This is a genomic window from Halohasta litorea (assembly GCF_024494645.1).
Taxonomy (GTDB): Archaea; Halobacteriota; Halobacteria; order Halobacteriales; family Haloferacaceae; genus Halohasta; species Halohasta litorea.
Map to the genome: position 1 here is coordinate 208,482 of NZ_JANHDJ010000006.1, position 19,699 is coordinate 228,180.

Sequence of the window (19,699 nt, forward strand, 5' to 3'; positions counted from 1 at the left end):
GAACACTGGAAAAACGGTGTGGGGGAGACAGAACCGCCAGAGTAGAACCGCGTGTCCCTACGCGAAGGCCGTCGGGCCGCTCATCGCGACCGTCTCTTCCTCGCCGTCGTCCAGCTCCGCGTACGCATCGCGGAAGTCGCACATCTCCACGGTCTCACGGCCGTTGCGGATCGCGTTCATCCCGGCTTCCGTACAGACAGCCCGAATCTCCGCGCCAGTGATGGAGCCGACAGCCGTGGCGAGTTCGCCCGTGTCGACATCGTCGTCGACGTTCATGTCTCGCGTGTGGATATCGAAGATGTCCTCGCGGCCTTCTTCGCCGGCAGCCGGAACCTCCATCAGCCGGTCGAACCGACCGGGACGGAGGATCGCGTCGTCGAGCATGTCGAGACGGTTCGTCGCGGCGATGATCCGGACATCACCGCGGTCATCGAACCCGTCCAACTCCGCGAGCAGCTGCATGAGCGTCCGCTGGACTTCCGCATCGCCCGACGTCTTCGAGTCCGTCCGCTTGGAGGCGATCGCGTCGATCTCGTCGATGAACAGCACCGACGGTCCGTTCTCTCGCGCAACCTCGAAGAGGTCGCGGACGAGTTTGGAGCCCTCGCCGATGAACTTGTGGACGAGTTCGGAGGCAGCCATCCGGATGAACGTCGCGTCGGTCTCGTTGGCGACCGCCTTCGCGAGCATCGTCTTCCCCGTCCCCGGCGGACCGTGGAGAAGCACGCCACTCGGCGGGTCGATCCCGACCGAGTCGAACACCTCCGGACTCTCCAACGGCATCTCGATGGTTTCGCGGACCTCTTCGATCTGGTCGTCGATACCGCCGATGTCCGTGTAGGACACACTCGGAGATTCCTCGACCTGCATCGCCTGTGCGCGGGCGTCGGTCTCTTTGTCCAACTTCCCAGTCACTGCGAGGTTGTTGTTCACCGTCACCCGGTCGCCGGCCTCGAGATCCTCCAGCATCTCCTCGGTCACGTCCGTGAGGGCTTCCTGGTTGTTCCCGTGCTGCTTGACAATCACCTCATCTTCGGTGAGTTCCTGAACCGTCGCGATGAACAGCGGCGACTTCTTGAGCTTCGTATTCTCGCGCGTCACTCGGTCGAGCTGCTGTTCGGCCCGGTTCTTCTCAGCGGCCGCGTCCAGGAGCTTGTTCTCCATCTCCCGGTTCTGGGTTTCTAGGACCTCGACGCGCTCGCGAAGGTCTTCGGCCGTCTCTTCTTCCGTGTGGTCGGGGCCTGGCATGTCGCTGCGGTCGGTGGTTTCTGTCATCACTCCGTCCTCAGATGGTATCTCCATAAGAAGGTGTTGGGGGTGACAACCGTCAACACGATTCTGACCAATCTAACTGGCCGACCAGAGCCACGTTGATATACATGGGTCAACTTACCTGCGGTATGGACCACACGCTACTCGACGGACACACGCCCCCGGAGAAAGGCGATCGCGTAAGAGTCCGCGTTCTCAGGTCTTCGAACGGCAATCTTGCTGTTGACCGACCGTTCAAGGATCGCCCGCTTCGGCTGACCGGCGTCGACGATGCGTTATCTATCCCGGACGCGCCGGGAACGTACGAGGTGCGTGGGACAGTTACTACTGCTGCCTTCGCCGATGCGAATGGACCCGACTACTTCGTCTTCGAGGAGTACGCAGTCGACCACGTCTCCGAGGACCTCCTCCAGCTACCATCTGAACACTCGGACACCACACCCGACAGTGGAGAGGTTTCGGGAGTCGACGTCGACGTCGAGGATGTTCTCCCAGGGGAGCTCACCGAAGAACAGGACACGTCGGACGGACTAAGCAGTGGGACGAAACGCCTCGGGGACAGTCTCAACGACCTCCTCATCGGCTCTCGGTAAGCCCTGTTCGGCTGATCCGGTGGTTCAGCCACCTCACCGGGTCATTTATGCTATCATGCGAAGAGAGCAGTAGTATGAGCGACGTGCCGTATTTCATTAGCGACTCTCGCGACCCTTCGCGTTCCTCTTGGAGCGACGATGAAGATTGGAATGCCGGCGAGAGCTCGAACCTCGACATCGGAAACGGCGAACTCATCGGGAGAGTTCCGGTGATCGAAACGAGCGAGGTTCCAGCAGACGGAATCTCTCATGCCTGGACAGACATCACTTATACTAGCTACGAAGGTGAGTGGTCTATCGAGGAGGCCGCACCGACGAGTAGTGAGTTCAGGATCGAAATGGAGGTCACACAGAATGGTGGCCACAATGGTGATGAGAGCGTAAAAGTCGAGATGGGCCTACGGATGAAGGATGCTGATGGCTTTACCACTGACACCCTCTCAACAAGTGTGACTTTCGGCGGCTCCACGTCAGCCGGGACCACAAAATCGACATCTGTTACAGGAACTGTAACCGCCGGGACCGACTGGGTGCTGTTCATCAAGGGCTACCACGCCCCGACGACACCGTTCGGCCCCAATGCGATGAATGCGGATGCGTCCGTCGCGCTTTATGACTAACTCCTCCCGTTTTGTGAGCGATCGACGGACCAACCAGAATGTCTCTTGGAGTGAAGAACTGGACTGGCAAGCTGGGGAGCGAACCAACGTGGAGATCGTCGACGGAGCTCTCGTGTCTCAGATGGACCCACCGGAGAGTGGAGTAGCGCGATGGAATTTCGAACAGGACCTCTCAGATTCGTGGGGGACAAACCACGGATCCGACTACACGAGTTCGGGCTACACCTCAGCCCCTACCGGGGGATACGCGAAAATCTTCAATGGGAGCACAGACCGCGTTGTAGTCCCGAACGCATCAGAGCTCCAGTTTACGAACTCGATCACGATCTCGACCTGGTCATATCTCAACGGCCGGGACGATGAAAATAGCCGCATCATCACGAAGCGGACTGACGGCCAAACAGTAGAGTCGTACGGGCTCGTCAAGGATCAATTCGTAGACGGCGACGACTCAATGGCGTTCCGGGTGTACATAGATGGGGAACACGCTACTCTGGACTCGCCCGAACCAATACCGCTCCGTGTCTGGACCCACTGGATAGGCACGTGGGATGGAACTATCCAGAGGCTCTTCAAAAATGGCGTCGAGGTAGGCTCACAGCCCTTGACTGGAACCATCGCAACGAACCCGGATGCTCTTGGAATTGGATGTCGGGGCGACGGGAATAACGACTGGTGGAACGGGTATATTGACGACCTTCGGCTGTATTCTAAGGGTATCACCGCAAGTGAGGCCTCGAATCTTTACACCACAGGTCGGATCAGCGGGTGACGACTCGGCAAAAATCGGATCCTCGATCCTCCGTTATCGGTACACGAGCCGTCCTTCGCGTTCCAGCATCGTCACAGCGGCAACCACCTGCTCGATTTCATCTTCATCATTCAGATCGGTGAACGTGTGTCGCGATAGCCCTTCCCTCCCGGAGATCTGGTGAATCCCGTCCAATTCATCTTCGCCGATTTCAGCGTAGGCGTCGAGTTGGACGCATTTCAGCACCTTCTCGGAGCCATCCGACATTTCGATCCTCTCGAAGCGAAGCGAGCCCGGTCGAGCCCGGCCAGAGACGATCCGATCGAGTCCATCTTTGTGAGCGACCAGGTACCCGCCCACGCGAGAGAACTCAAGGAGATCGTTCAGCGAGCCCCGTCCGGTAGCGTTGTCCACGGAAAGCGCCTCGGGATCGAGCGACGGTCCGGTTCCGTAATCGACCAGACCAACGACACCCTCGTCGAGCAGACCATCGATAACCTCCTCGGAAACATCGGGCGACACCCGGTTCGAAACTACCATAGCACCATCCTCAACAACACGACGGTCACGACCTGCGGCGGCGGATTCTTTCATGCCAACTACACGGTTGCCGAACCAATTGTTAAGTGTGGCGTTTATGGAGATTGTGTCGCTTCGGATGCGACAGCACCGTCTTGTCAATCATTACAACGTGGGACGCCCAACGATTGACAAGAGCCGTGCCGGGGAGTGCCCCGCTGCCATGTTGGGAACTCAACGTCCCACTATGAGTATCGCGACCACTGACTAGACGAGAAAATTCAGGACACAGCAAAAGGCAGGACTAGGGGGAACCGTTTCGCCGACTCAGTAGGCGTCACCAATTGCCCATCGAGACAGCATCTAGATCACCCCGTTACCGCCCGGCCACCTCCGGGGAGACGGCGGCCAGCTCACAACGACCAGAGCGTGGACTGGGAGACTCGGTAATCGCATTACTACGCCGGGTGTGGTTCTGTTGAGGCATTGTTGGCTTCACCGGCTTTCAGAGATTCTCCTCAGGCGAGGAGGCTACCGGCCCATGACGAGTGGGCCGGCCATGACAAACACAATGTTGCTATTCGACTCGAGGGGCCACCCGAACCAGTCTGGGGCAGGCCAGAGTGTCCGGCTAGGGTAACCACAACAACCGCTTCACATACCTTGATAATAAGTGTCGCGGTCAATCTGAGCGGAATTGCTATGTACTGCCCCGCAGGACTGGGCATATGACGAGCGCAGAAGCGGTGGTCGTGCTTGGGATTATTGATGGAGCGATCGGCACCATCACGCAGTCATGGTACCTCACCGCGATCGCGGTGGTCGCTATCCTCACTGTCGGTCTCTCGATCCTCAGTGGTTTGATCGACATCGCCGTGTATCTCACGATGCTGGGATTGGTTGCTCTAGTAGGACTGGGTGTTGTGAACTTCTTCGCCCCCGGTCTAATCCCCATCGTCGTGACTCCGGTGTTCCCGTTCGAGGCCAGCACCGCTGAGCCCATGATTCGCTTCACAGAATCAGCAGCGACCCCGCTCATCCCATCAGTCTAACGCAGAACCGCCGCAACATCGACCCTCTGTTATTCAGCAACTCCGAACGACAGTCCCGACTCGGATTCGTAGTCGTGAAGCTCGATATCGTCGAACGTGAGCTCATCGAGGGGAACATCGCGAACGGACACGCTCGGTCTCGACATCGGCGTCCGAGACAGCTGGGTGAGAAGCCCCGGCACGTGATCTAGTTGGTCGTCTCCCTCTGCTTCCTCCGGTGCGTTCTCTTCGACCCACTCGCGGACCTGGAGGTACCCGTCGGCTTTATCGACAGCCGCGAGGCGGTCTTGGAGAGCCTCGAGATTTTCATCGTACCACGCTCCGCGTTCGCCGGCCCCACAATAGACGTGGGCGTCGACGATCGTGTGGCCGAACTCGCCGACCTCGAAGCCGGTCCGCTGAGCGATGATCTTCAGGAGTAGCGCGTACGCCGCGATGTTGAACGGGATCCCCAGAGCGATATCCCCAGACCGCTGCGTGAGATGGAGGTTGAGTCGATCGCCCTGGACGTTGAAGACGAAGGTGTAGTGGCACGGCGGGAGCGTCGATACTGCCGCGTTCGACGGGTGCCACGCACTGACGACCAGTCGTCGAGAGTGCGGTGATTCCCGCAGCGTGTCCAGTACGTACTGAAGCTGATCGAAGGTCCGCACTGTCTCACCATCCTGCGTTTCGGTCGACACCCAGCGGTGGGCGTCATCGGGCCACGATTCACCCGGTAGTTGCTGTTCGAGCTCCGGGACAGGATACCGCCGCCAGAACCGACCGTACGCCGTGTCGAGTTTGCCGTCTTCATCTGCCCACTCATTCCAGATCCCGGTTTTCTCGCGAAGCTCTCTGATGTGGGCCTCGCCAGAGAGGTACCAGAGCAGCTCATGGATCATCGACCGCCATCGAAACCCATCCATCTTCTTCGTCGTGAGAAGTGGGAATCCCTCCTCGAGATCTATCTGGTAGCCAACGTTGAATCGGCTGATCGTATCGACACCCGTCCGATTCGGCTTGTACGTCCCACCGGCTAATGCCCGCTCAACAGCAGAGAGGTACTGTTTCATACTCTCTCTCACCCCCCCGTCTGTATGAAGTTATGGGGTCTCCACCCCTGAAACAGCCTTACCGCGTTCCAACTATTCGCCCGAACCATCTGACCGGTCTCTTTATGTCAGAGTACATATTCAGTAGGAGCATGAGGCGACGTCAGTACCTGACAACGGCAGTTGGCGCGATCGCAGTTACCGCCGGCTGTACCAGCAACGCCACTACTCAGGCCATCACCGCGGATGTTCGCGATCCCGATCCGAATCTGACCGAGGCTGGGCTCGCACCCGACCCAATTGATCTTCCCGAGCGCGAAGTCGATGAAAGCCAGTTCACCGACTACAACTCCGAAGGGACGGAGATTCAGCAAGTCCCGTTGGACGTCGCGTATTATTGGTATCACACCCGGAAGGCCCGATTTGTCGACGCCCGTACTGCCGAGCGGTACAACCAAGTCCACGTGAAAGGGGCGATAAGTAGCCCTGCCCCTGACGGAACGGCGGACGATCCCATGAACGACATCGGCGACCACGAGCGCATCGTGACCTACTGTATGTGCCCGCATTACCTCTCAGGCCTTCGGGCCGCCTCTCGACAGAACTCTGGCAACGCAGGCGCGTATGCGCTCTACACAGGCATCCGACCGTGGGTCGACAAAGGCTACCCCATTGGAGGCGTCGAAGCAGAGGAGCCGGTGCTTCCTGAAGAAGAAGACTACAGCAACGCCGACAAGTAACCACTCCACCCACGTCAGCGAAATACACGACCGCAGCTGACGCCCACTCAACACCCATGCAAGATACAATCGTTGTCATCGTCACCGCGTTCGTCGGTGCCATCGTCCTACTGATTGGAGCTGCTACTTCACAATTCGACCCGCGAGAGGACGAAGAGGAAGGCAGCAGTTCCGTCGAAATAGCGACGGGTGGAAGCGGCGGTCACAGTAGCCACCAAGGGATGAGCGACACGCTCAAAGCCGAGTACACATCCAACAGTGACGAAGCAGACATCCAAGTTGGGGTCACTGGCCCACTCGACCCCTCACACTCGAAGAAACGCCGGCAGAGCCAGAAGGTCATCCAGAACAACCCCAAGCAGTGTACTCACTGTGGCGCTCTCAACGGCAGCACTGGTGGCCCGTGTTGGAGTTGTGGGTCACGTCCTGAAGCGACGTTCTCGAGTGAGGGCATCGACGCGGTCAACAAGCACCTTCGCGAGACGCCCATCGACTCTTCGTATCTTGCCCGCGGCCCCTCAACAGAAGAACAGGAACGGCCGCGCTCACCAGGCTCGCTTGAAGACCTAGAGAAGGCCAAAGCGGAACGGGACGAACGGCGTAAGCAGGCGACCACCGAAGACGACGTCCGCCGCCAAAAGGAGATCCCGTTCTACTACAAATGGGCAGGATACGCGCTCGCGTGGGTCGACAAGTGGAAATCCATCATCGACACCCACGCTCGAAGTCTGATGATCGTCACATCATTCGCAACTTCGATTTGGGGGCTCAGCATCATCTACGGGGCGCTTACGTTCAACGGCACCGGAATGACCGCTCTCGTCATGGCCGTCCTTATCGCAATCGTCTCCGCGACGATCGGCGCACTCTGCTTTCTCGCACCTGGGAAGGTCAAAACCGTCCTGCTCGGGTACCCGTTCGCTCTCAACGTGATCCTTCTGCCGCCCGTCGTCATCGCGGTCTATGACCCACGCCTGAACGTGATCCTCGAACAGAGCGTGCTATTCGCCGAATATCTGCTCACGAACTATGCGACAATCCTCGGCCTCGAGACGTGGCTCCGTTCGACGTTCACGCTTGAAGGCATCAATCACCTCTTCATGTGGTTCTCGATCTCTTTCCCGCTGGGCTGGCTCCTTGGAGGAACAGTCTACGCCGGCAAAACCACGGTCCCGTACACCGTGGAGTTAGCACAGAATATCGCGCGTGAAGCCCGGCGAACACGGACAGCCACTCCGCAACCACCGACAGAGGAAGAACCACCGGAGATACCAGACTCCAAGTGACTGACGGACCCCGAGATGACATACATTCATACACCAATTTTCTTCCAAACCGTTGAACTATCTACCATCTGTACGCTTCTTCTTCCAAACTGTTGAACATTACCGCCGATTTTTCAAATAATCGCCCGTTAGATTCATATTAGCTGGCTTTGAGTGTTCGAGTATGCGATTGCCAAGTGGAGGAGCCTCACGTATAGGTGTAGCCGCCATGCTGTTTTCCATGGTCCTAATCGGTGCTGGAGGGGCTGTTGGGATGGTTGCTGCGGACGACTGCCGACTCACAAGCCCTGAGCAACTGTCTGAATGCGAGAACCCCGGCGATAGTGTCGGCGACCTCCTGTTCTCCGATGTGCTCGACAACATCTTCGACTTCGCGAAAGCCACGCTTCAGTACGCTGGCTTCGTGGCCGTCTTCGCAGGTGTGACGCTCTGGTTCTCGACCGGGAAGAACTCTGATCGCGGCTCAGTGGGTGTCTGGCTGACCGTCGGTGGTCTGGCCATGATCGTCTTCTACTTCGGGTTCTCGTCCCTCGTCGGACTGGCTCGATACGTCGCAGAAGGCAACTGAATCGCCACTGACCAACCTTCGCGTTCTCCCTCCGTGAGCTTTCGCTATCTCTCCCGACACACGGGGTAGTCTGACCGGGACCATTATAGCCATTCAACGAGAGCCGTCATCTATGCCGCAAGACCCCGTTAGCAACCGAGAGTACGAGGATTCCTTAGAGGGATTCAAACTCTGGGCAGACACCGAGCTCCCGCATGGACTCCCGTTCCTGTACGCAGGCGTTGGCTTCGTCACCATCGGACTGGTCTTTTCGATCGCCGCCGTAGTCGGAACCTGGCTCACCGGGCTTTCGATACCCAGCTGGGGGTGGGCCGCCATTCCCATCCTCAGTCTGTTCTGGGCGCATGGCGGATGGATCCACGGCCAGGACGCCCGCGACGATCTCGACACCGATGCCTCATCGTTGGAGTACCGCTACTGAGCCCAAAAGGCCAAACAGTTAACAGACAGCCCCTTCTCCGACTCAGTATGTACCCGACACACGAAAATCAGGTTGAAGCGACCCCATGGCGTCGGAGCCGGCTTCAAGGGTACCTCCTGCTCTCGGGCATCGGAATGTTGTACTTCACGTGGTTAGCTACCACCGAGTTCGTTGAAACGGGCGAACTCACAACCACGTTCCTGAGCCACATTGCCGTCGCGTTCTTGTGGGTACTCCATGCGCGACTCCAATACTGGGTCACTCAGGTCGCCATCAGGAACGAACTCCACACTGCGCGAATGAAACAGCGCCTTGACGAGCTCGAAACAACCGAAGACTCTGGAGCGTAACCTCGCCTTAGCCGCCAGCTCCCGACAAATCTGACAACAACACCTATCACCCCCCACGCAGACTCCTATACATGACCCCGAGTGCCAGCGTCGACGACGACAGTCCCGACGATCCAGAAGAACCCGATTTCTACATCGGCAACGAAGAGACAGCCACGCCCCCAGCACGAGAGACCAGCCGCCTCTCTGACGTGCTGACCCACGTCCAGACAGGCGACGTCGTCGAGATCACGTTCGGAACCGCTGAACAGATCGACTCCGTAGAGTGCCGCGTCGAGGCCCGCCGCGGGGAAAACGACCGCCGAACCCCCGACATCGACTGGGACTACACACTCGAGCTCGTTGAGCGAACAGCCGGCGATGCGACCTACATGTACCGCACCGGAATCGGTGACCCCACCCGTGAACCGTGGCAGGTCCGAAGCTACCTCTACTACTCGAAACTCCAGATACTGGACGACGAAAGCGAGTGGGGCCGTGGCTGGGTTGTCGACGCCCGCGTTGTCAACTCCCCCGAGCCCGTCTCCGAGTAACGCCACCGCCTCTTCGGGCCGATAACTATGCACTTCCAGCCTGTTTTATACCTCTTGTCTAGATTGACAAAATGCCCTAATCGCTATAGTTATAGACTCTCCTGTTGATATGAAATTGATGGCGCAAGAACTCCCCACACAAAGTGGGATTGAATCAGAAATTGAGGAGCACGTTTCCCGCCTCCCGAGCACCACCGAGGATCATCTCCCACCCGCATTCAGGCTGTGTAAATTCCAACACGTCGGGACGGTCTGGGGAACTGTTATTCTGTACTACTTCGAGCCAGCTGAACACAGATTCCAGGTCCAAGTGTCTGTTAATGAACCATTCCATGGTTCAAAAGGGATTACTACGGACGACCTCTCTGTAGCTGTGGCGCAATTACTGGAATTCAAGGACGAATTCCTTCCCCCCAACCCTAGCTTCACAATCGGCCAAGATATTGAGCCTGAGATTACTTGGTGGGATTAGACCACTCTCTGAAGATAACCCCCGTCAATAACCGGGGTGAAAAGCACCGCTGAGATTATTTATAGCCCCCGAGGAGCCCTGAAGGGTCTGAGATTAGCTGTAGAGAGATTTCAGATCCAGTGAGTGATTCAATAATGTCTCAGAGTCAGTCCAACAGTAACTCCGGGTTCGGCCAGACGGTCAGCGCGACTACCAGCGTTCCCGTGACCGATCTGCTCGAACAGGAAGGCACCGTCCCGTTCCTCGGCGTGAACGAAGCCGCACAGGCCACGTATCCAGACGCCGTCTCAACGGCAGGCCGGCGCTACGTCTCCAGTGGCACCCAGACGTTCAAAGACGCACTCGAGGTCCTCCCCCACGCAGGCGAAGGCGAGTTGTGGGCCGACAACGAGTTCGTCTCCGAGGCCGAGGACGGGTCGGGCGTCACCGTCGACGTCGACGCGCTCACCGACGTTCACGGGCTCGATTTGAGCGAGTTGGCGAGTGCGACCGGTCGGACGGTCGACCAACTGGTCGCGAACGCCAAGCCGGAATCACAGATCAAGGTCAGTACGCACAAGGACATCGTCGATCGGCGTCGACTCGCGCTCCGGACGCTCGGGTACGATGTCAAGTTCCGCTGGCAGATCGCCTCTCGTCGATACAACCCCGGTAACATGCGGTCGTTTTTCAAGCGGAAGATCGCCGCCTGCGAGAAACACGGCGCAACGGACGCTTTCGGATGGATTCGCCATTACGACTGGGGTGGCTCAGTCACGATTACGACCATCTACCCATCCAAGGCCTACGAGATCGGGACGCCCGATGAGACCGACATCGACTTCGAGAACAACGAACTGACCCTCGCGACCGCCGACGCCGACGCCAACACGACGCCGAGTGAAGATTCGGTGACCATCTACTACGGCGACCGGATGGGCTACGACTTCCGTGGGCATCAGAAGTTGTGGGTAAAGCCCGTGATCTTCATTCCCTCGGTAGGGACGATGATCCCACTGCCGTACGCAGGGACGGACCTCAGTCGCAAGCACACGGGTGATTTGATGGCCGACGCGATCGACTGGCACGAGACGATTCTTTCCAAGATCGACTCGCTGTGTGCGGACATCAACAAGGAGATCACTCGGGCTCGGGCCGTCGCGATGGACTTCGAGGAGCTGCCCTTTTCGATCACGGAGTTCTACCAGTATCTCGGCATCCAAAACGAGACGTACGCCGAGAAGGCCGCCGACCGCGCGACCGCGCTTGCGGACCCGCCGAAACGCCCCACGCTGTGGAATCTCCAACTCTCGCTCAAACTCGCCATCCTCGACAACTACAGCGGCTCGAAGGCCGGGGCGACCTACCAGGAGTACCAAGAGCTCGCCGGAGAGATTCTGCGTCACCCAGCAACCCAGATCACGCTCGCGAAAGAGCAACACCAGCTCGAAAGCGACACCGACGACACCGAGACGCTCGACGCCGCCCAGCAGACGCTCGGCGAATCCCTCCAAGACGTGATGGACTTGACGGGCGTCACCGAAAACCGCCTGAACCCCACCGAGGCACAGAAGATCGAACAGCGCGTCCAGCAGCGCCTTCCGAGCGCCGACAGCGGCGCGACGGGTGACTGATAATGTCCACGACAGACACCACTTCTCCCGACGCCGTGCCCACCGAGGAGGTCGTTGCCCACTTCGCGAATCGGCTCATCCGAGAGCGCGGCGGCCCCATCTCGACCGACGACCTCGTCTACTCCGTCGAGAACGCAACCTCGATCAACCGCGACACCGTCGCGAGTCTGCTCAAGGACGCCGACACGTCTCGCTTCGAGACCGACCGGGACTCCGGCGGAGAACTGCTGATCACACGAGCGACGACGACTGCCCCGGAGCCGGCCGCCGTCACCGCCCACTTCGGCGCACTCAACCAGGTGACCAACGACCTCACTGCCATCGAAGCGGTTGATGACGATGTAGAGGCGCTGTTGAACGACGCCGGCTACCGCTCGTTCCGCGACCTGACCGAAGCAGATGCCGCCGCCCTCCGTGAAACCCTCAACAACGATCTCGAAACGGATCTGGACGCGGCCGACCTCTCCACCATCCCCGGTCTCACCAACTCCGACGTCGAGGCGTTGGCGAACTCGGGGATCCAGACCGATCAAGAACTCATCGATGCTTCCCCTGAGCAGGTCGTTGAGCAGGCCGACCGAGCCACGCTGACAACCGCGAAGATCAACCGTGCTCAGTCCGCGCTCGAAGACGCCTCCCGTACGTTCACGCCGGGAGAAGTGAACCAGATCGTTGGGCAGGCGTACATGAACCTCCCTGTCGGTGGGGAACTGGCCGCCGAGCAACTCCAGCGTCACCACGACCGCGTGGCCACACTCGGGCGGGCCGGCGCGGTCGTCTCCACCGTGGCCGAAGAAACCGCCACGGTCGGTCGCCCGCTCATCGACGTGCGTGACGACTTGAGCGTCGATGACGACGGCGGTGTGTACGTCTCGGATACGGGCCACAACGCTGACTCACCGGTCAACACGGGACTGACCGTCCTCGAAGACGTTGGCTACGGCATGGTCCCCAAAGCGGCGAACGAGCCGGACGCCGGCCACTCCGCGCTCCCCGTCGACGATGATGGGGAGGTGATCGCCCCGTCGATCCCACTTGAACGTGACCTCCAGATGCCCATCGACGAGCTGCTCGCGAAGAAACTCGCCCGGAACGTCCCTGTTCGGATTGTCGGGCCGCGTGGCAGCGGGAAGAACTACCTCACGAAGTACATTTGCCACAAGACGAACCGAGGCTACCGCTCGCTCGACGTCGACAAAGCGACGATGCCACAGGACCTGTTCGGGCCGATTTCTCCCAACGAAGACGGGAAGCTCGAACCGAAGAACGCGGACGTGAAGCAGGGTCTCCTCAACGGCGACGTCATCGTGATCAACGAGTTCCCCGTCATGCAGAGTGGAGCGGCAATGGCGCTCCACCAGCTGCTCAACGAGAACAAGATCGTCATCAAGTCGCACGGACAGACCATCGACCCGCATCCTGAAGCGCGGATCGTCGTGACCATGAACCCGCCAACGCGCGAATACCGCGACTCCGAGCCGATGAACTCGGCCACTCGCGGCCGCTTCCGTGGGTTTTGGCAGGGCTATCCCGACACCGTCGACGCCGAAGTCGAAACCTTGGATAAGCAGTTGAACTCGCCGAGGCCTGTCGTCGACGAGGACACCCTCGAGAAAATCGTCGAGTTCGCCCACCGGACGCGCAAAGACGAATTCACCAACTGGCCGACGCTCTCAACGCGGAATCTGACAATCGTGATCGAGCATATCGCAGACGGAGCTTCCCCGCAGGCCGCTCTCAAGAACGTCCTCCGGATGGTCGCCGAACCGAACCAGCGGCCCGAAGACGCCCACGAAGCACTCCGCGGGATATTCTAGTGTTGTCGTACAGTCCCGTGAAAGCGGTGTAGTTCAGAAGGGTGCTAGTGGCTCCGTGTTGCCGATCACCCCCGGTCGGTTTGTGAAACACCAACCGTCGGCCCCTCCGATCGTAGAAGAGTAGGAAATACCACTTCCCACCCGAGACGCCCACACAGCAGAACCGTCTACAGCGTTCACAGCATGGAGATTTTGATCAAAACCTCCGATATACACTGTCCCATCCACCACAGCTGGCGACGATTTCACCGGATCCTCCGTTGCGTATCTCCACTGTTCACTCCCAGTGACTGAATCGACAGCGTACAGGTTCCCGTCGTTACTCCCGACAAACACGGTTCCATTCACCACCGCTGGCGAGGAGTACACAACACCACCCGTCGAAAAAGCCCACTCTCTACTCCCATCCGAAGCGTCAACCGCATGGAGTCTGTCGTCCATACTTCCGACATACACGCTCCCATCTGCCACCGCAACCGACGAAAAGATACCACCGCCCGTCCCGTATGTCCACTCTTCGACTCCGTCGGCAACCCGAATAGCCCCAAGAGTCCCATTGTAGGTCCCGACATAAACCATGCCGTCAACGACTGCTGGGAGCGAGTATATTGATCCTCCAATCGTGTGCGTCCACTTTCCAGTCCCGTCATCCGCGTGTATCGCATGAATCTCCCCACCGTGATCTCCGATATAGACAACTCCGTCAACAACCGCCGGGGACGACTTGACAATATTCCCCGTAGAATATGTCCACAGCACACTCCCATCCGCGGCAGAAACAGCATGGAGCTTACCGTCGTTACTCCCAACGTAGACCGTGCCACCAACAACAGCTGGCGACGATTGAATACTCCCGCCCGCTGAATACAGCCACTTCCTTGTTCCTTCAAGAGCATCGATAGCGTACAGATTCCCATCTTGTCTCCCAACAAACACCGTCTCATTAACTACAGCCGGTGAAGTGAATTCATCGTTCCCAACCGAATACGTCCACATCTCACCCCCATCTGTGGCACTAACAGCGTAGAGCCCACTACGCCCCCCGATAACCCGGTGATTACGTACAAATTCAGAGACTCCACCGTTTTGTACCGGAGGGCGACCCACTAACCCGCCAGCCGTTACTTCTACGTTTTCAGCAGTCCCCGCCGCCCAGTCCGAACCATCGGACCACGACGCCGCTCCGCGGGCACGCCGATCGCTGGTAAACCGACTCGATCCGTCTGTCATAGCTCTTCAGTCTCTATCAACAATAATATGTATTCCGGTGAGATATGCTGGAGGATTTCTGGGCAGTTTCACAACGGCGAGAACGCCACCGACAACACACGACCACCCGATTCAGTCAACGTCTGCTCCAGTCCCCACCCCGAGGTATTGTGGACGTACACGTTGCGGTCGTTTGATCCATACGCAAGAGACCCGCTGTCCGGCGAAAAAGCCACCGAATACAAGGTCTGCCGAGCTTCAGTCAGCGTCTGTTCAAGCTCCCAATCCACCGTGCTATGGACGTACACGTTAGCGTCGGACCCACCATACGCGAGAGAACCACCATCTGGCGCGAACGCCACCGACCGAACGTCGGTCCCCGATTCAGTCAGCGTCTGTTCGAGCTCCCCATCCGAGGTATTGTGGACGTACACGTTGTCGTCGTACCCACCACACGCGAGGGACTCGCCGTCGGACGAAAACGCCACCGACGACACAATCGATCTCGCTTCAGTCAGCGTCTGTTCGAGTGCCCACTCCAAGGTATTGTAAATATAGACATTCCCCTCGCCAGATCCATACGCGAGGTAACCACTGTCGGGCGAGAACGCCACCGAAAACACGTTGCTACCCGATTCAGTTAGTGTCTCTTCAAGCGCCCAATCCGAAGTATTGTGGACGTACACGTTGCCGTCGAACCCACCATACGCGAGAGATCCAGCATCTGGCGCGAACGTCACCGACCGCACGGCACTCCCCGCTTCAGTCAGCGTCTGTTTGAGTGTCCACTCCGAGGTATCGTAAATATAGACATTGTCGTCACCAGATCCATACGCGAGGTAACCACCGTCGGGCGAGAACGCCACCGAATACACGTCGCCCACTTCGCTCAGCGCCCGTTCGCGTGTCCAATCCACCGTGTTATGGAAGTACACATTGCTGTCTCGCGACCCATACGCGAGTTGATCAGACACTCCACTCACGCTTCGAGAGACCAACTCACCGTTAACCACCGCAACATTTTCAGCAGTCCCCGCCGCCCAGTCCGAACCATCGGACCACGACGCCGCTCCGCGGGCACGCCGATCGCTGGTAAACCGACTCGATCCGTCTGACATATTCGATTCTTCTCACAACAACCCAATAGCTATTCCGGTCATTGGACCCACTAACCCGACCACTTGAATATCACTGTCAATAATCAGGCGCGAACACTCATGCCACCCCCCGAATGTACCTAAACATGGCAAACGCAGCGACTAACACACGTTCGAAATCAAATAGCCGTGGATTCTCTATCCGGGAAGTTCTCCAGTACATCCCCGACGGCTCGTCGATGCCGTCCGAGATGTGGAGCTCACGTCACCGTGGGATTCTGCTTCTAATCGTCGCACAGGTTCCGCTGCTTGTCGCCCTCGGGCTCTTCGAGGGGACGATGCCGCTCACTGGCGCGGAGATTCCGGCCCTCATGCCGATGATGATGGCGGCGTTCGTGACGATCATCCTCGGGGCTGCCGCGCTCGCAAGTTGGTCGCGATTCGACCGACGTACCCGCACTGTGCTTGCGGCGTTCAGCGCGATGACCGTCTCGATGTCGCTCGTGAAACTCTCGGGCGGCTACATCGAGGCCCACTTCCACTTTTTCGTCTTCATCGCTGTTCTCGCGCTGTATGAAGACTGGCTCCCGTTCGCGGTCGGGATGACCTACGTGGCGATTGGCCACGGTGTGTTCAGCCTGATAGACTCCAGTCTCGTCTACAACCACTCCGCGGCGATCGCCAACCCCGTCGTTTGGGGCGGCATCCACGCCGTCTTTATCATCGGACTTGCGGCCGCGCTGATGACCAACTGGTACTCAATCGAGAAGTCCCGTGAAGAGGCAGACGCCAAGCTGGACCAAGTGGCGGCCCAGCAAGAGCAGATCCAGAACGTCGAAGAAGCGAAAGCCGAAGTCGAAGCACAGAGGGAGGAAGTCGAGGAGCTCAATGCTCACCTCGTAGAGAAAGCCGACCGCTTCAGCACGCTAATGAACCGAGCGGCCAACGGCGATCTCACGGTGCGGACAAACCCCGAAAGCGACAGTGCCGCGATGGAACAGATTGGAGAGTCCTTCAACGGGATGATGAACGAGATCGAGGCGACGATAACCGATGTCCAGTCGTTCGCCGACACCGTCTCCGACGCAAGCGGCGAGACGGGCATCAGTGTCGAACAGGCAAAACGGCGCAGCGAGGAACTCGACGACTCCATCGGCGTCATCGACGACGGCGCAGACCAACAGCGCGAGATGCTCGGTCAGGTCTCCCAGGAGATGAGCACGTTATCCGCAACGATCGAAGAAGTGGCGTCCTCCGCAGACTCCGTCGCACAGGCCGCCAACGAGACGGCATCGGTCGCCGAAGAGGGAGAGGAGACGGCCAAGACCGCGATCGGCACCGTATCGGAGTCGCAAGAGGCAATCCAGTCGACCGCCCAGACAGTGGACAACCTCGACGACCGGATGAAGAACATCGGCGAGATCGTGGACCTAATCAGCGACATCGCAGAGCAGACCAACCTGCTCGCGTTGAACGCCAACATCGAAGCCGCTCGCGCGACTGGATCGAACGGCTCGGGCGAGGGCTTCGCTGTCGTCGCAAACGAGGTGAAACAACTCTCCGAGGAGACACAGGACGCGGCTCAGGATATCGAGGCGCTGATCGAAGAAACCCAAGAGCGGACGACCGCCACCGTGAGCGAAGTTCGCGACGTCGAGGCGAACATGGAGCGGAGTGCCGCCGCCGTCCGAGACGCCGTTGAAGCGTTCGAGCAGGTGGCCGACAACGCCGTCGAGACGAACTCCGGCATCCAAGAGATCAGCACCGCGGCGGACGAACAGGCCGCCAGTACCGAAGAAACGGTCTCGATGGCTGAGGAGGTCTCGACTATCAGCAGGAAGACGGCCGGCGAGGCCGACGACGCAGCGACGGCGGCCAACCAGCAGGTCGCCGCGATGGAGAACGCGACCTCGGCGACCGACACGCTCTCCGAACAGGCGAGCCAGCTCCAGAACCTGCTCAGCGGCTTCTCCGTGGGAACGGCAACACCGTCCACGTCAGCCACCGCTGGGGATGTGGCTGTCGGCGACGGTGGCCACCCGTCGCGGTAACGACTTCGCGTCTGCGGTTCTTTTTCGAGTACCGGATCCACGAACAGCCGCAGAACGCACCCCTCGCCGTCGACACACAGTGTATTATAGTTTTGGACGAGTGAAATGGGATTGTATTGGAGAGTCCATTCATACACCCCGCGGGTGTAGACAGAGAGCATGGACACCCACGACGTGGAAAACATCGGACCAGACGACGAACTGTATATCGACGGGAGGGAGGCAACAGTAGACTGGGCGCTCGGCGGTGAATTCTGTGTCACCTACGAAACTGGGGGCTCAAGGACGATCAGCAGTGATGAGGCCCACAACCTGATCAAAGAAGAGGATCTCAACCGCGAGGGGCGCATCGCCAAGTTCGTACCGTATTTGGGCATGAGATGCCACGATCTTGGCAAGACCACGAGCGAAGAAATCGAAGAACCGATGGTGGCCATTCACAACAAATTCCATGGTGCCGAATGTGTGTTCAACGCCACCGCGATGAAGCGGGGGCATCTCCACCAATACCAACATGCGAATCTGTTGGTCTCCGACCAGCCGTACGTATTCGCCATTTCTCCAGTGGTTAAGAGCGAAACTCACTCTGGCTCAGTCGAATTCAACTACCGCAGTCTCGACATCTCGAATCTGGCGTATGAACTCAAGTTGACCAAGTTCTTTAAGAGAGACGGCATGGGCACCCACAGGTGGGTGCCAACTCAGTGGGACGAGATGAACGAGATGTTCATCATTGACGTCTCGATGCTCTGTGAAGATATCATCGTCGACCGCAAGACCAATCGGAAGTAGGAGGTTGGAAGGCCACAGAACGTGCCCCAGCCATCTATATAAGCCGTAATAAGTCTTTGTACGAATCGACAGATGGCGATTTGGAGAATCCGTTAATGCACCACCGAGCGAAGTTGCTACTGTTCAAAATGGGTATCAACGACATCAAAAACATCAGTCCGGGCGATGAACTGATCATCGACGGGAAAAAGGCGGTTGTAGAGTCACCGATCGGTACCGAATTCACTGTCGCCTACCCGAATGGAGGCACAAAGACGTTCAGCACATCCAAAATCCATCATCTGGTCAAAGAAGAAGACCTCGACCACAACCACCATGTCGCGACGTTCGTGCCATATTTCGCCAAGTCGAGCTACGATATTGGGGACGCCACAGGCGAAGAGTTCGAAGAGCCGATGGTGGATATTCGTGATGCCGGCCATCGGATCAAATGTGTGTTCAACTCCGCAGCGGAGGTGCGGGGACGTCTCGGCCAATACCAACATGCGAACCTGTACGTGTCGAACCAGCCATACGTATTCGCTATCTCACCAGTGACAGAGAGCGAAACACACACTGGCACGGTCGAATTGAACCGCCGCTCCGTGGACATCTCGAAGTTGGCGGATTCCCTCGGGTTCAAGACGTTCTACTGGAAGGAGGGCATGGGCAACCACAGGTGGCTGCCAACTCAGTGGGACGAGATGAACGAAATGTTCACCGTGGATGCTTCGTGCCTCACGAGAGATCCCGTCATCGACCGCAAGACCAACCGAGAATAGGCAGTTGAGGAACTGTTGAAAAAGGCCGTTAACCGGTAGGTAGCCTGTTTGTATCTCTCGACTGGTAGTAGAAGAGTCTCTAGAGGTGTCAATAGAATTCAATGAGTCAATCTCAACATTCCCGGACAAGCAATCTAGCATCGACGCT

Annotated in this window: 21 protein-coding genes; 16 read left to right on the forward strand and 5 right to left on the reverse strand. The window is 58.4% G+C overall.

Translation table 11 applies throughout. The annotated features are described in order from the left end of the window. Nucleotides 1–57: 57 nt before the first annotated feature. Nucleotides 58–1,275: a proteasome-activating nucleotidase gene (locus NO877_RS15165; RefSeq protein WP_256397193.1), complete on the reverse strand. Its 1,218-nt coding sequence runs from the start codon at nt 1,273–1,275 to the stop codon at nt 58–60. A gap of 125 nt (nt 1,276–1,400) precedes the next feature. On the opposite strand from NO877_RS15165, the gene NO877_RS15170 reads away from it, so the two are divergent. The 3 genes from NO877_RS15170 (at nt 1,401) to NO877_RS15180 (ending at nt 3,257) form a co-directional block, all read left to right on the forward strand. Further along, nucleotides 1,401–1,865, forward strand: coding sequence for a hypothetical protein (locus NO877_RS15170; protein WP_256397194.1), 465 nt, complete (start codon nt 1,401–1,403; stop codon nt 1,863–1,865). A gap of 74 nt (nt 1,866–1,939) precedes the next feature. Beyond that, on the forward strand, nt 1,940–2,485 hold the full coding sequence (locus tag NO877_RS15175) for a hypothetical protein (RefSeq protein WP_256397195.1): 546 nt from the start codon (nt 1,940–1,942) through the stop codon (nt 2,483–2,485). Next, the gene (locus tag NO877_RS15180) at nt 2,478–3,257 is read left to right on the forward strand and encodes a LamG domain-containing protein (RefSeq protein WP_256397196.1); all 780 of its coding nucleotides are present in this window, start codon (nt 2,478–2,480) and stop codon (nt 3,255–3,257) included. The genes NO877_RS15175 and NO877_RS15180 overlap by 8 nt, the downstream gene beginning before the upstream one ends. 33 nt (nt 3,258–3,290) lie before the next feature. Here NO877_RS15180 and NO877_RS15185 read toward each other — a convergent pair whose 3' ends face one another. Continuing rightward, the gene (locus NO877_RS15185; protein WP_154018009.1) at nt 3,291–3,830 is read right to left on the reverse strand and encodes a hypothetical protein; all 540 of its coding nucleotides are present in this window, start codon (nt 3,828–3,830) and stop codon (nt 3,291–3,293) included. Between the two features lie 653 nt (nt 3,831–4,483). Here NO877_RS15185 and NO877_RS15190 point away from each other — a divergent pair. Further along, on the forward strand, nt 4,484–4,807 hold the full coding sequence (locus tag NO877_RS15190; RefSeq protein ID WP_256397197.1) for a hypothetical protein: 324 nt from the start codon (nt 4,484–4,486) through the stop codon (nt 4,805–4,807). 29 nt (nt 4,808–4,836) lie between these two features. On the opposite strand, the gene thyA is transcribed toward NO877_RS15190, so the two are convergent. Next, nucleotides 4,837–5,862, reverse strand: coding sequence for a thymidylate synthase (gene thyA, locus NO877_RS15195; protein WP_256397198.1), 1,026 nt, complete (start codon nt 5,860–5,862; stop codon nt 4,837–4,839). Nucleotides 5,863–5,993: 131 nt separating this feature from the next. Between thyA and NO877_RS15200 the strand changes: the two genes are divergently transcribed. The 9 genes from NO877_RS15200 to NO877_RS15240 all read left to right on the forward strand — a co-directional run bounded on the left by NO877_RS15200 (nt 5,994) and on the right by NO877_RS15240 (nt 13,641). Further along, nucleotides 5,994–6,581, forward strand: a complete 588-nt coding sequence (locus tag NO877_RS15200) for a rhodanese-like domain-containing protein (protein ID WP_052334901.1) — start codon at nt 5,994–5,996, stop codon at nt 6,579–6,581. A gap of 56 nt (nt 6,582–6,637) precedes the next feature. After that, nucleotides 6,638–7,867 carry a hypothetical protein gene (locus tag NO877_RS15205; RefSeq protein WP_256397199.1) on the forward strand — a complete coding sequence of 410 codons (1,230 nt, stop codon included), beginning with the start codon at nt 6,638–6,640 and terminating at the stop codon, nt 7,865–7,867. A gap of 208 nt (nt 7,868–8,075) precedes the next feature. Then, the gene (locus tag NO877_RS15210) at nt 8,076–8,435 is read left to right on the forward strand and encodes a hypothetical protein (RefSeq protein ID WP_256397200.1); all 360 of its coding nucleotides are present in this window, start codon (nt 8,076–8,078) and stop codon (nt 8,433–8,435) included. 112 nt (nt 8,436–8,547) lie between these two features. Continuing rightward, a complete protein-coding gene (locus NO877_RS15215) occupies nt 8,548–8,856 on the forward strand; it encodes a hypothetical protein (RefSeq protein WP_256397201.1) in 309 nt (102 codons plus the stop codon). Nucleotides 8,857–8,903: 47 nt separating this feature from the next. After that, a complete protein-coding gene (locus NO877_RS15220; protein WP_256397202.1) occupies nt 8,904–9,206 on the forward strand; it encodes a hypothetical protein in 303 nt (100 codons plus the stop codon). Between the two features lie 71 nt (nt 9,207–9,277). Beyond that, the gene (locus NO877_RS15225) at nt 9,278–9,739 is read left to right on the forward strand and encodes a hypothetical protein (protein ID WP_256397203.1); all 462 of its coding nucleotides are present in this window, start codon (nt 9,278–9,280) and stop codon (nt 9,737–9,739) included. 118 nt (nt 9,740–9,857) lie between these two features. After that, nucleotides 9,858–10,211 carry a hypothetical protein gene (locus NO877_RS15230; protein ID WP_256397204.1) on the forward strand — a complete coding sequence of 118 codons (354 nt, stop codon included), beginning with the start codon at nt 9,858–9,860 and terminating at the stop codon, nt 10,209–10,211. Nucleotides 10,212–10,345: 134 nt separating this feature from the next. Then, complete coding sequence (locus tag NO877_RS15235; RefSeq protein WP_256397205.1) at nt 10,346–11,824, forward strand: hypothetical protein; 1,479 nt, start codon at nt 10,346–10,348, stop codon at nt 11,822–11,824. A gap of 2 nt (nt 11,825–11,826) precedes the next feature. Further along, on the forward strand, nt 11,827–13,641 hold the full coding sequence (locus NO877_RS15240) for an AAA family ATPase (RefSeq protein ID WP_256397206.1): 1,815 nt from the start codon (nt 11,827–11,829) through the stop codon (nt 13,639–13,641). 33 nt (nt 13,642–13,674) lie between these two features. Here the strand turns inward: NO877_RS15240 and NO877_RS15245 are convergent, their stop codons facing one another. Further along, a complete protein-coding gene (locus NO877_RS15245) occupies nt 13,675–14,871 on the reverse strand; it encodes an outer membrane protein assembly factor BamB family protein (RefSeq protein ID WP_256397207.1) in 1,197 nt (398 codons plus the stop codon). A gap of 68 nt (nt 14,872–14,939) precedes the next feature. Next, nucleotides 14,940–15,785, reverse strand: coding sequence for a WD40 repeat domain-containing protein (locus tag NO877_RS15250; RefSeq protein WP_256397208.1), 846 nt, complete (start codon nt 15,783–15,785; stop codon nt 14,940–14,942). A gap of 308 nt (nt 15,786–16,093) precedes the next feature. Here NO877_RS15250 and NO877_RS15255 point away from each other — a divergent pair, with 308 nt between their 5' ends. The 3 genes from NO877_RS15255 (at nt 16,094) to NO877_RS15265 (ending at nt 19,551) form a co-directional block, all read left to right on the forward strand. After that, on the forward strand, nt 16,094–17,998 hold the full coding sequence (locus NO877_RS15255; protein ID WP_256397209.1) for a methyl-accepting chemotaxis protein: 1,905 nt from the start codon (nt 16,094–16,096) through the stop codon (nt 17,996–17,998). 159 nt (nt 17,999–18,157) lie between these two features. Next, nucleotides 18,158–18,790, forward strand: coding sequence for a hypothetical protein (locus tag NO877_RS15260; RefSeq protein ID WP_256397210.1), 633 nt, complete (start codon nt 18,158–18,160; stop codon nt 18,788–18,790). A gap of 95 nt (nt 18,791–18,885) precedes the next feature. Continuing rightward, complete coding sequence (locus tag NO877_RS15265) at nt 18,886–19,551, forward strand: hypothetical protein (protein ID WP_256397211.1); 666 nt, start codon at nt 18,886–18,888, stop codon at nt 19,549–19,551. Nucleotides 19,552–19,699: the final 148 nt, after the last annotated feature.

Bases quoted from the DNA above. Each gene is read 5' to 3' on its own strand.
- NO877_RS15165 (WP_256397193.1), bottom strand. From the start codon at position 1,275: ATGACAGAAACCACCGACCGCAGCGACATGCCAGGCCCCGACCACACG.
- NO877_RS15170 (WP_256397194.1), top strand. From the start codon at position 1,401: ATGGACCACACGCTACTCGACGGACACACGCCCCCGGAGAAAGGCGAT.
- NO877_RS15175 (WP_256397195.1), top strand. From the start codon at position 1,940: ATGAGCGACGTGCCGTATTTCATTAGCGACTCTCGCGACCCTTCGCGT.
- NO877_RS15180 (WP_256397196.1), top strand. From the start codon at position 2,478: ATGACTAACTCCTCCCGTTTTGTGAGCGATCGACGGACCAACCAGAAT.
- NO877_RS15185 (WP_154018009.1), bottom strand. From the start codon at position 3,830: ATGAAAGAATCCGCCGCCGCAGGTCGTGACCGTCGTGTTGTTGAGGAT.
- NO877_RS15190 (WP_256397197.1), top strand. From the start codon at position 4,484: ATGACGAGCGCAGAAGCGGTGGTCGTGCTTGGGATTATTGATGGAGCG.
- thyA (WP_256397198.1), bottom strand. From the start codon at position 5,862: ATGAAACAGTACCTCTCTGCTGTTGAGCGGGCATTAGCCGGTGGGACG.
- NO877_RS15200 (WP_052334901.1), top strand. From the start codon at position 5,994: ATGAGGCGACGTCAGTACCTGACAACGGCAGTTGGCGCGATCGCAGTT.
- NO877_RS15205 (WP_256397199.1), top strand. From the start codon at position 6,638: ATGCAAGATACAATCGTTGTCATCGTCACCGCGTTCGTCGGTGCCATC.
- NO877_RS15210 (WP_256397200.1), top strand. From the start codon at position 8,076: ATGCTGTTTTCCATGGTCCTAATCGGTGCTGGAGGGGCTGTTGGGATG.
- NO877_RS15215 (WP_256397201.1), top strand. From the start codon at position 8,548: ATGCCGCAAGACCCCGTTAGCAACCGAGAGTACGAGGATTCCTTAGAG.
- NO877_RS15220 (WP_256397202.1), top strand. From the start codon at position 8,904: ATGTACCCGACACACGAAAATCAGGTTGAAGCGACCCCATGGCGTCGG.
- NO877_RS15225 (WP_256397203.1), top strand. From the start codon at position 9,278: ATGACCCCGAGTGCCAGCGTCGACGACGACAGTCCCGACGATCCAGAA.
- NO877_RS15230 (WP_256397204.1), top strand. From the start codon at position 9,858: ATGGCGCAAGAACTCCCCACACAAAGTGGGATTGAATCAGAAATTGAG.
- NO877_RS15235 (WP_256397205.1), top strand. From the start codon at position 10,346: ATGTCTCAGAGTCAGTCCAACAGTAACTCCGGGTTCGGCCAGACGGTC.
- NO877_RS15240 (WP_256397206.1), top strand. From the start codon at position 11,827: ATGTCCACGACAGACACCACTTCTCCCGACGCCGTGCCCACCGAGGAG.
- NO877_RS15245 (WP_256397207.1), bottom strand. From the start codon at position 14,871: ATGACAGACGGATCGAGTCGGTTTACCAGCGATCGGCGTGCCCGCGGA.
- NO877_RS15255 (WP_256397209.1), top strand. From the start codon at position 16,094: ATGGCAAACGCAGCGACTAACACACGTTCGAAATCAAATAGCCGTGGA.
- NO877_RS15260 (WP_256397210.1), top strand. From the start codon at position 18,158: ATGGACACCCACGACGTGGAAAACATCGGACCAGACGACGAACTGTAT.
- NO877_RS15265 (WP_256397211.1), top strand. From the start codon at position 18,886: ATGCACCACCGAGCGAAGTTGCTACTGTTCAAAATGGGTATCAACGAC.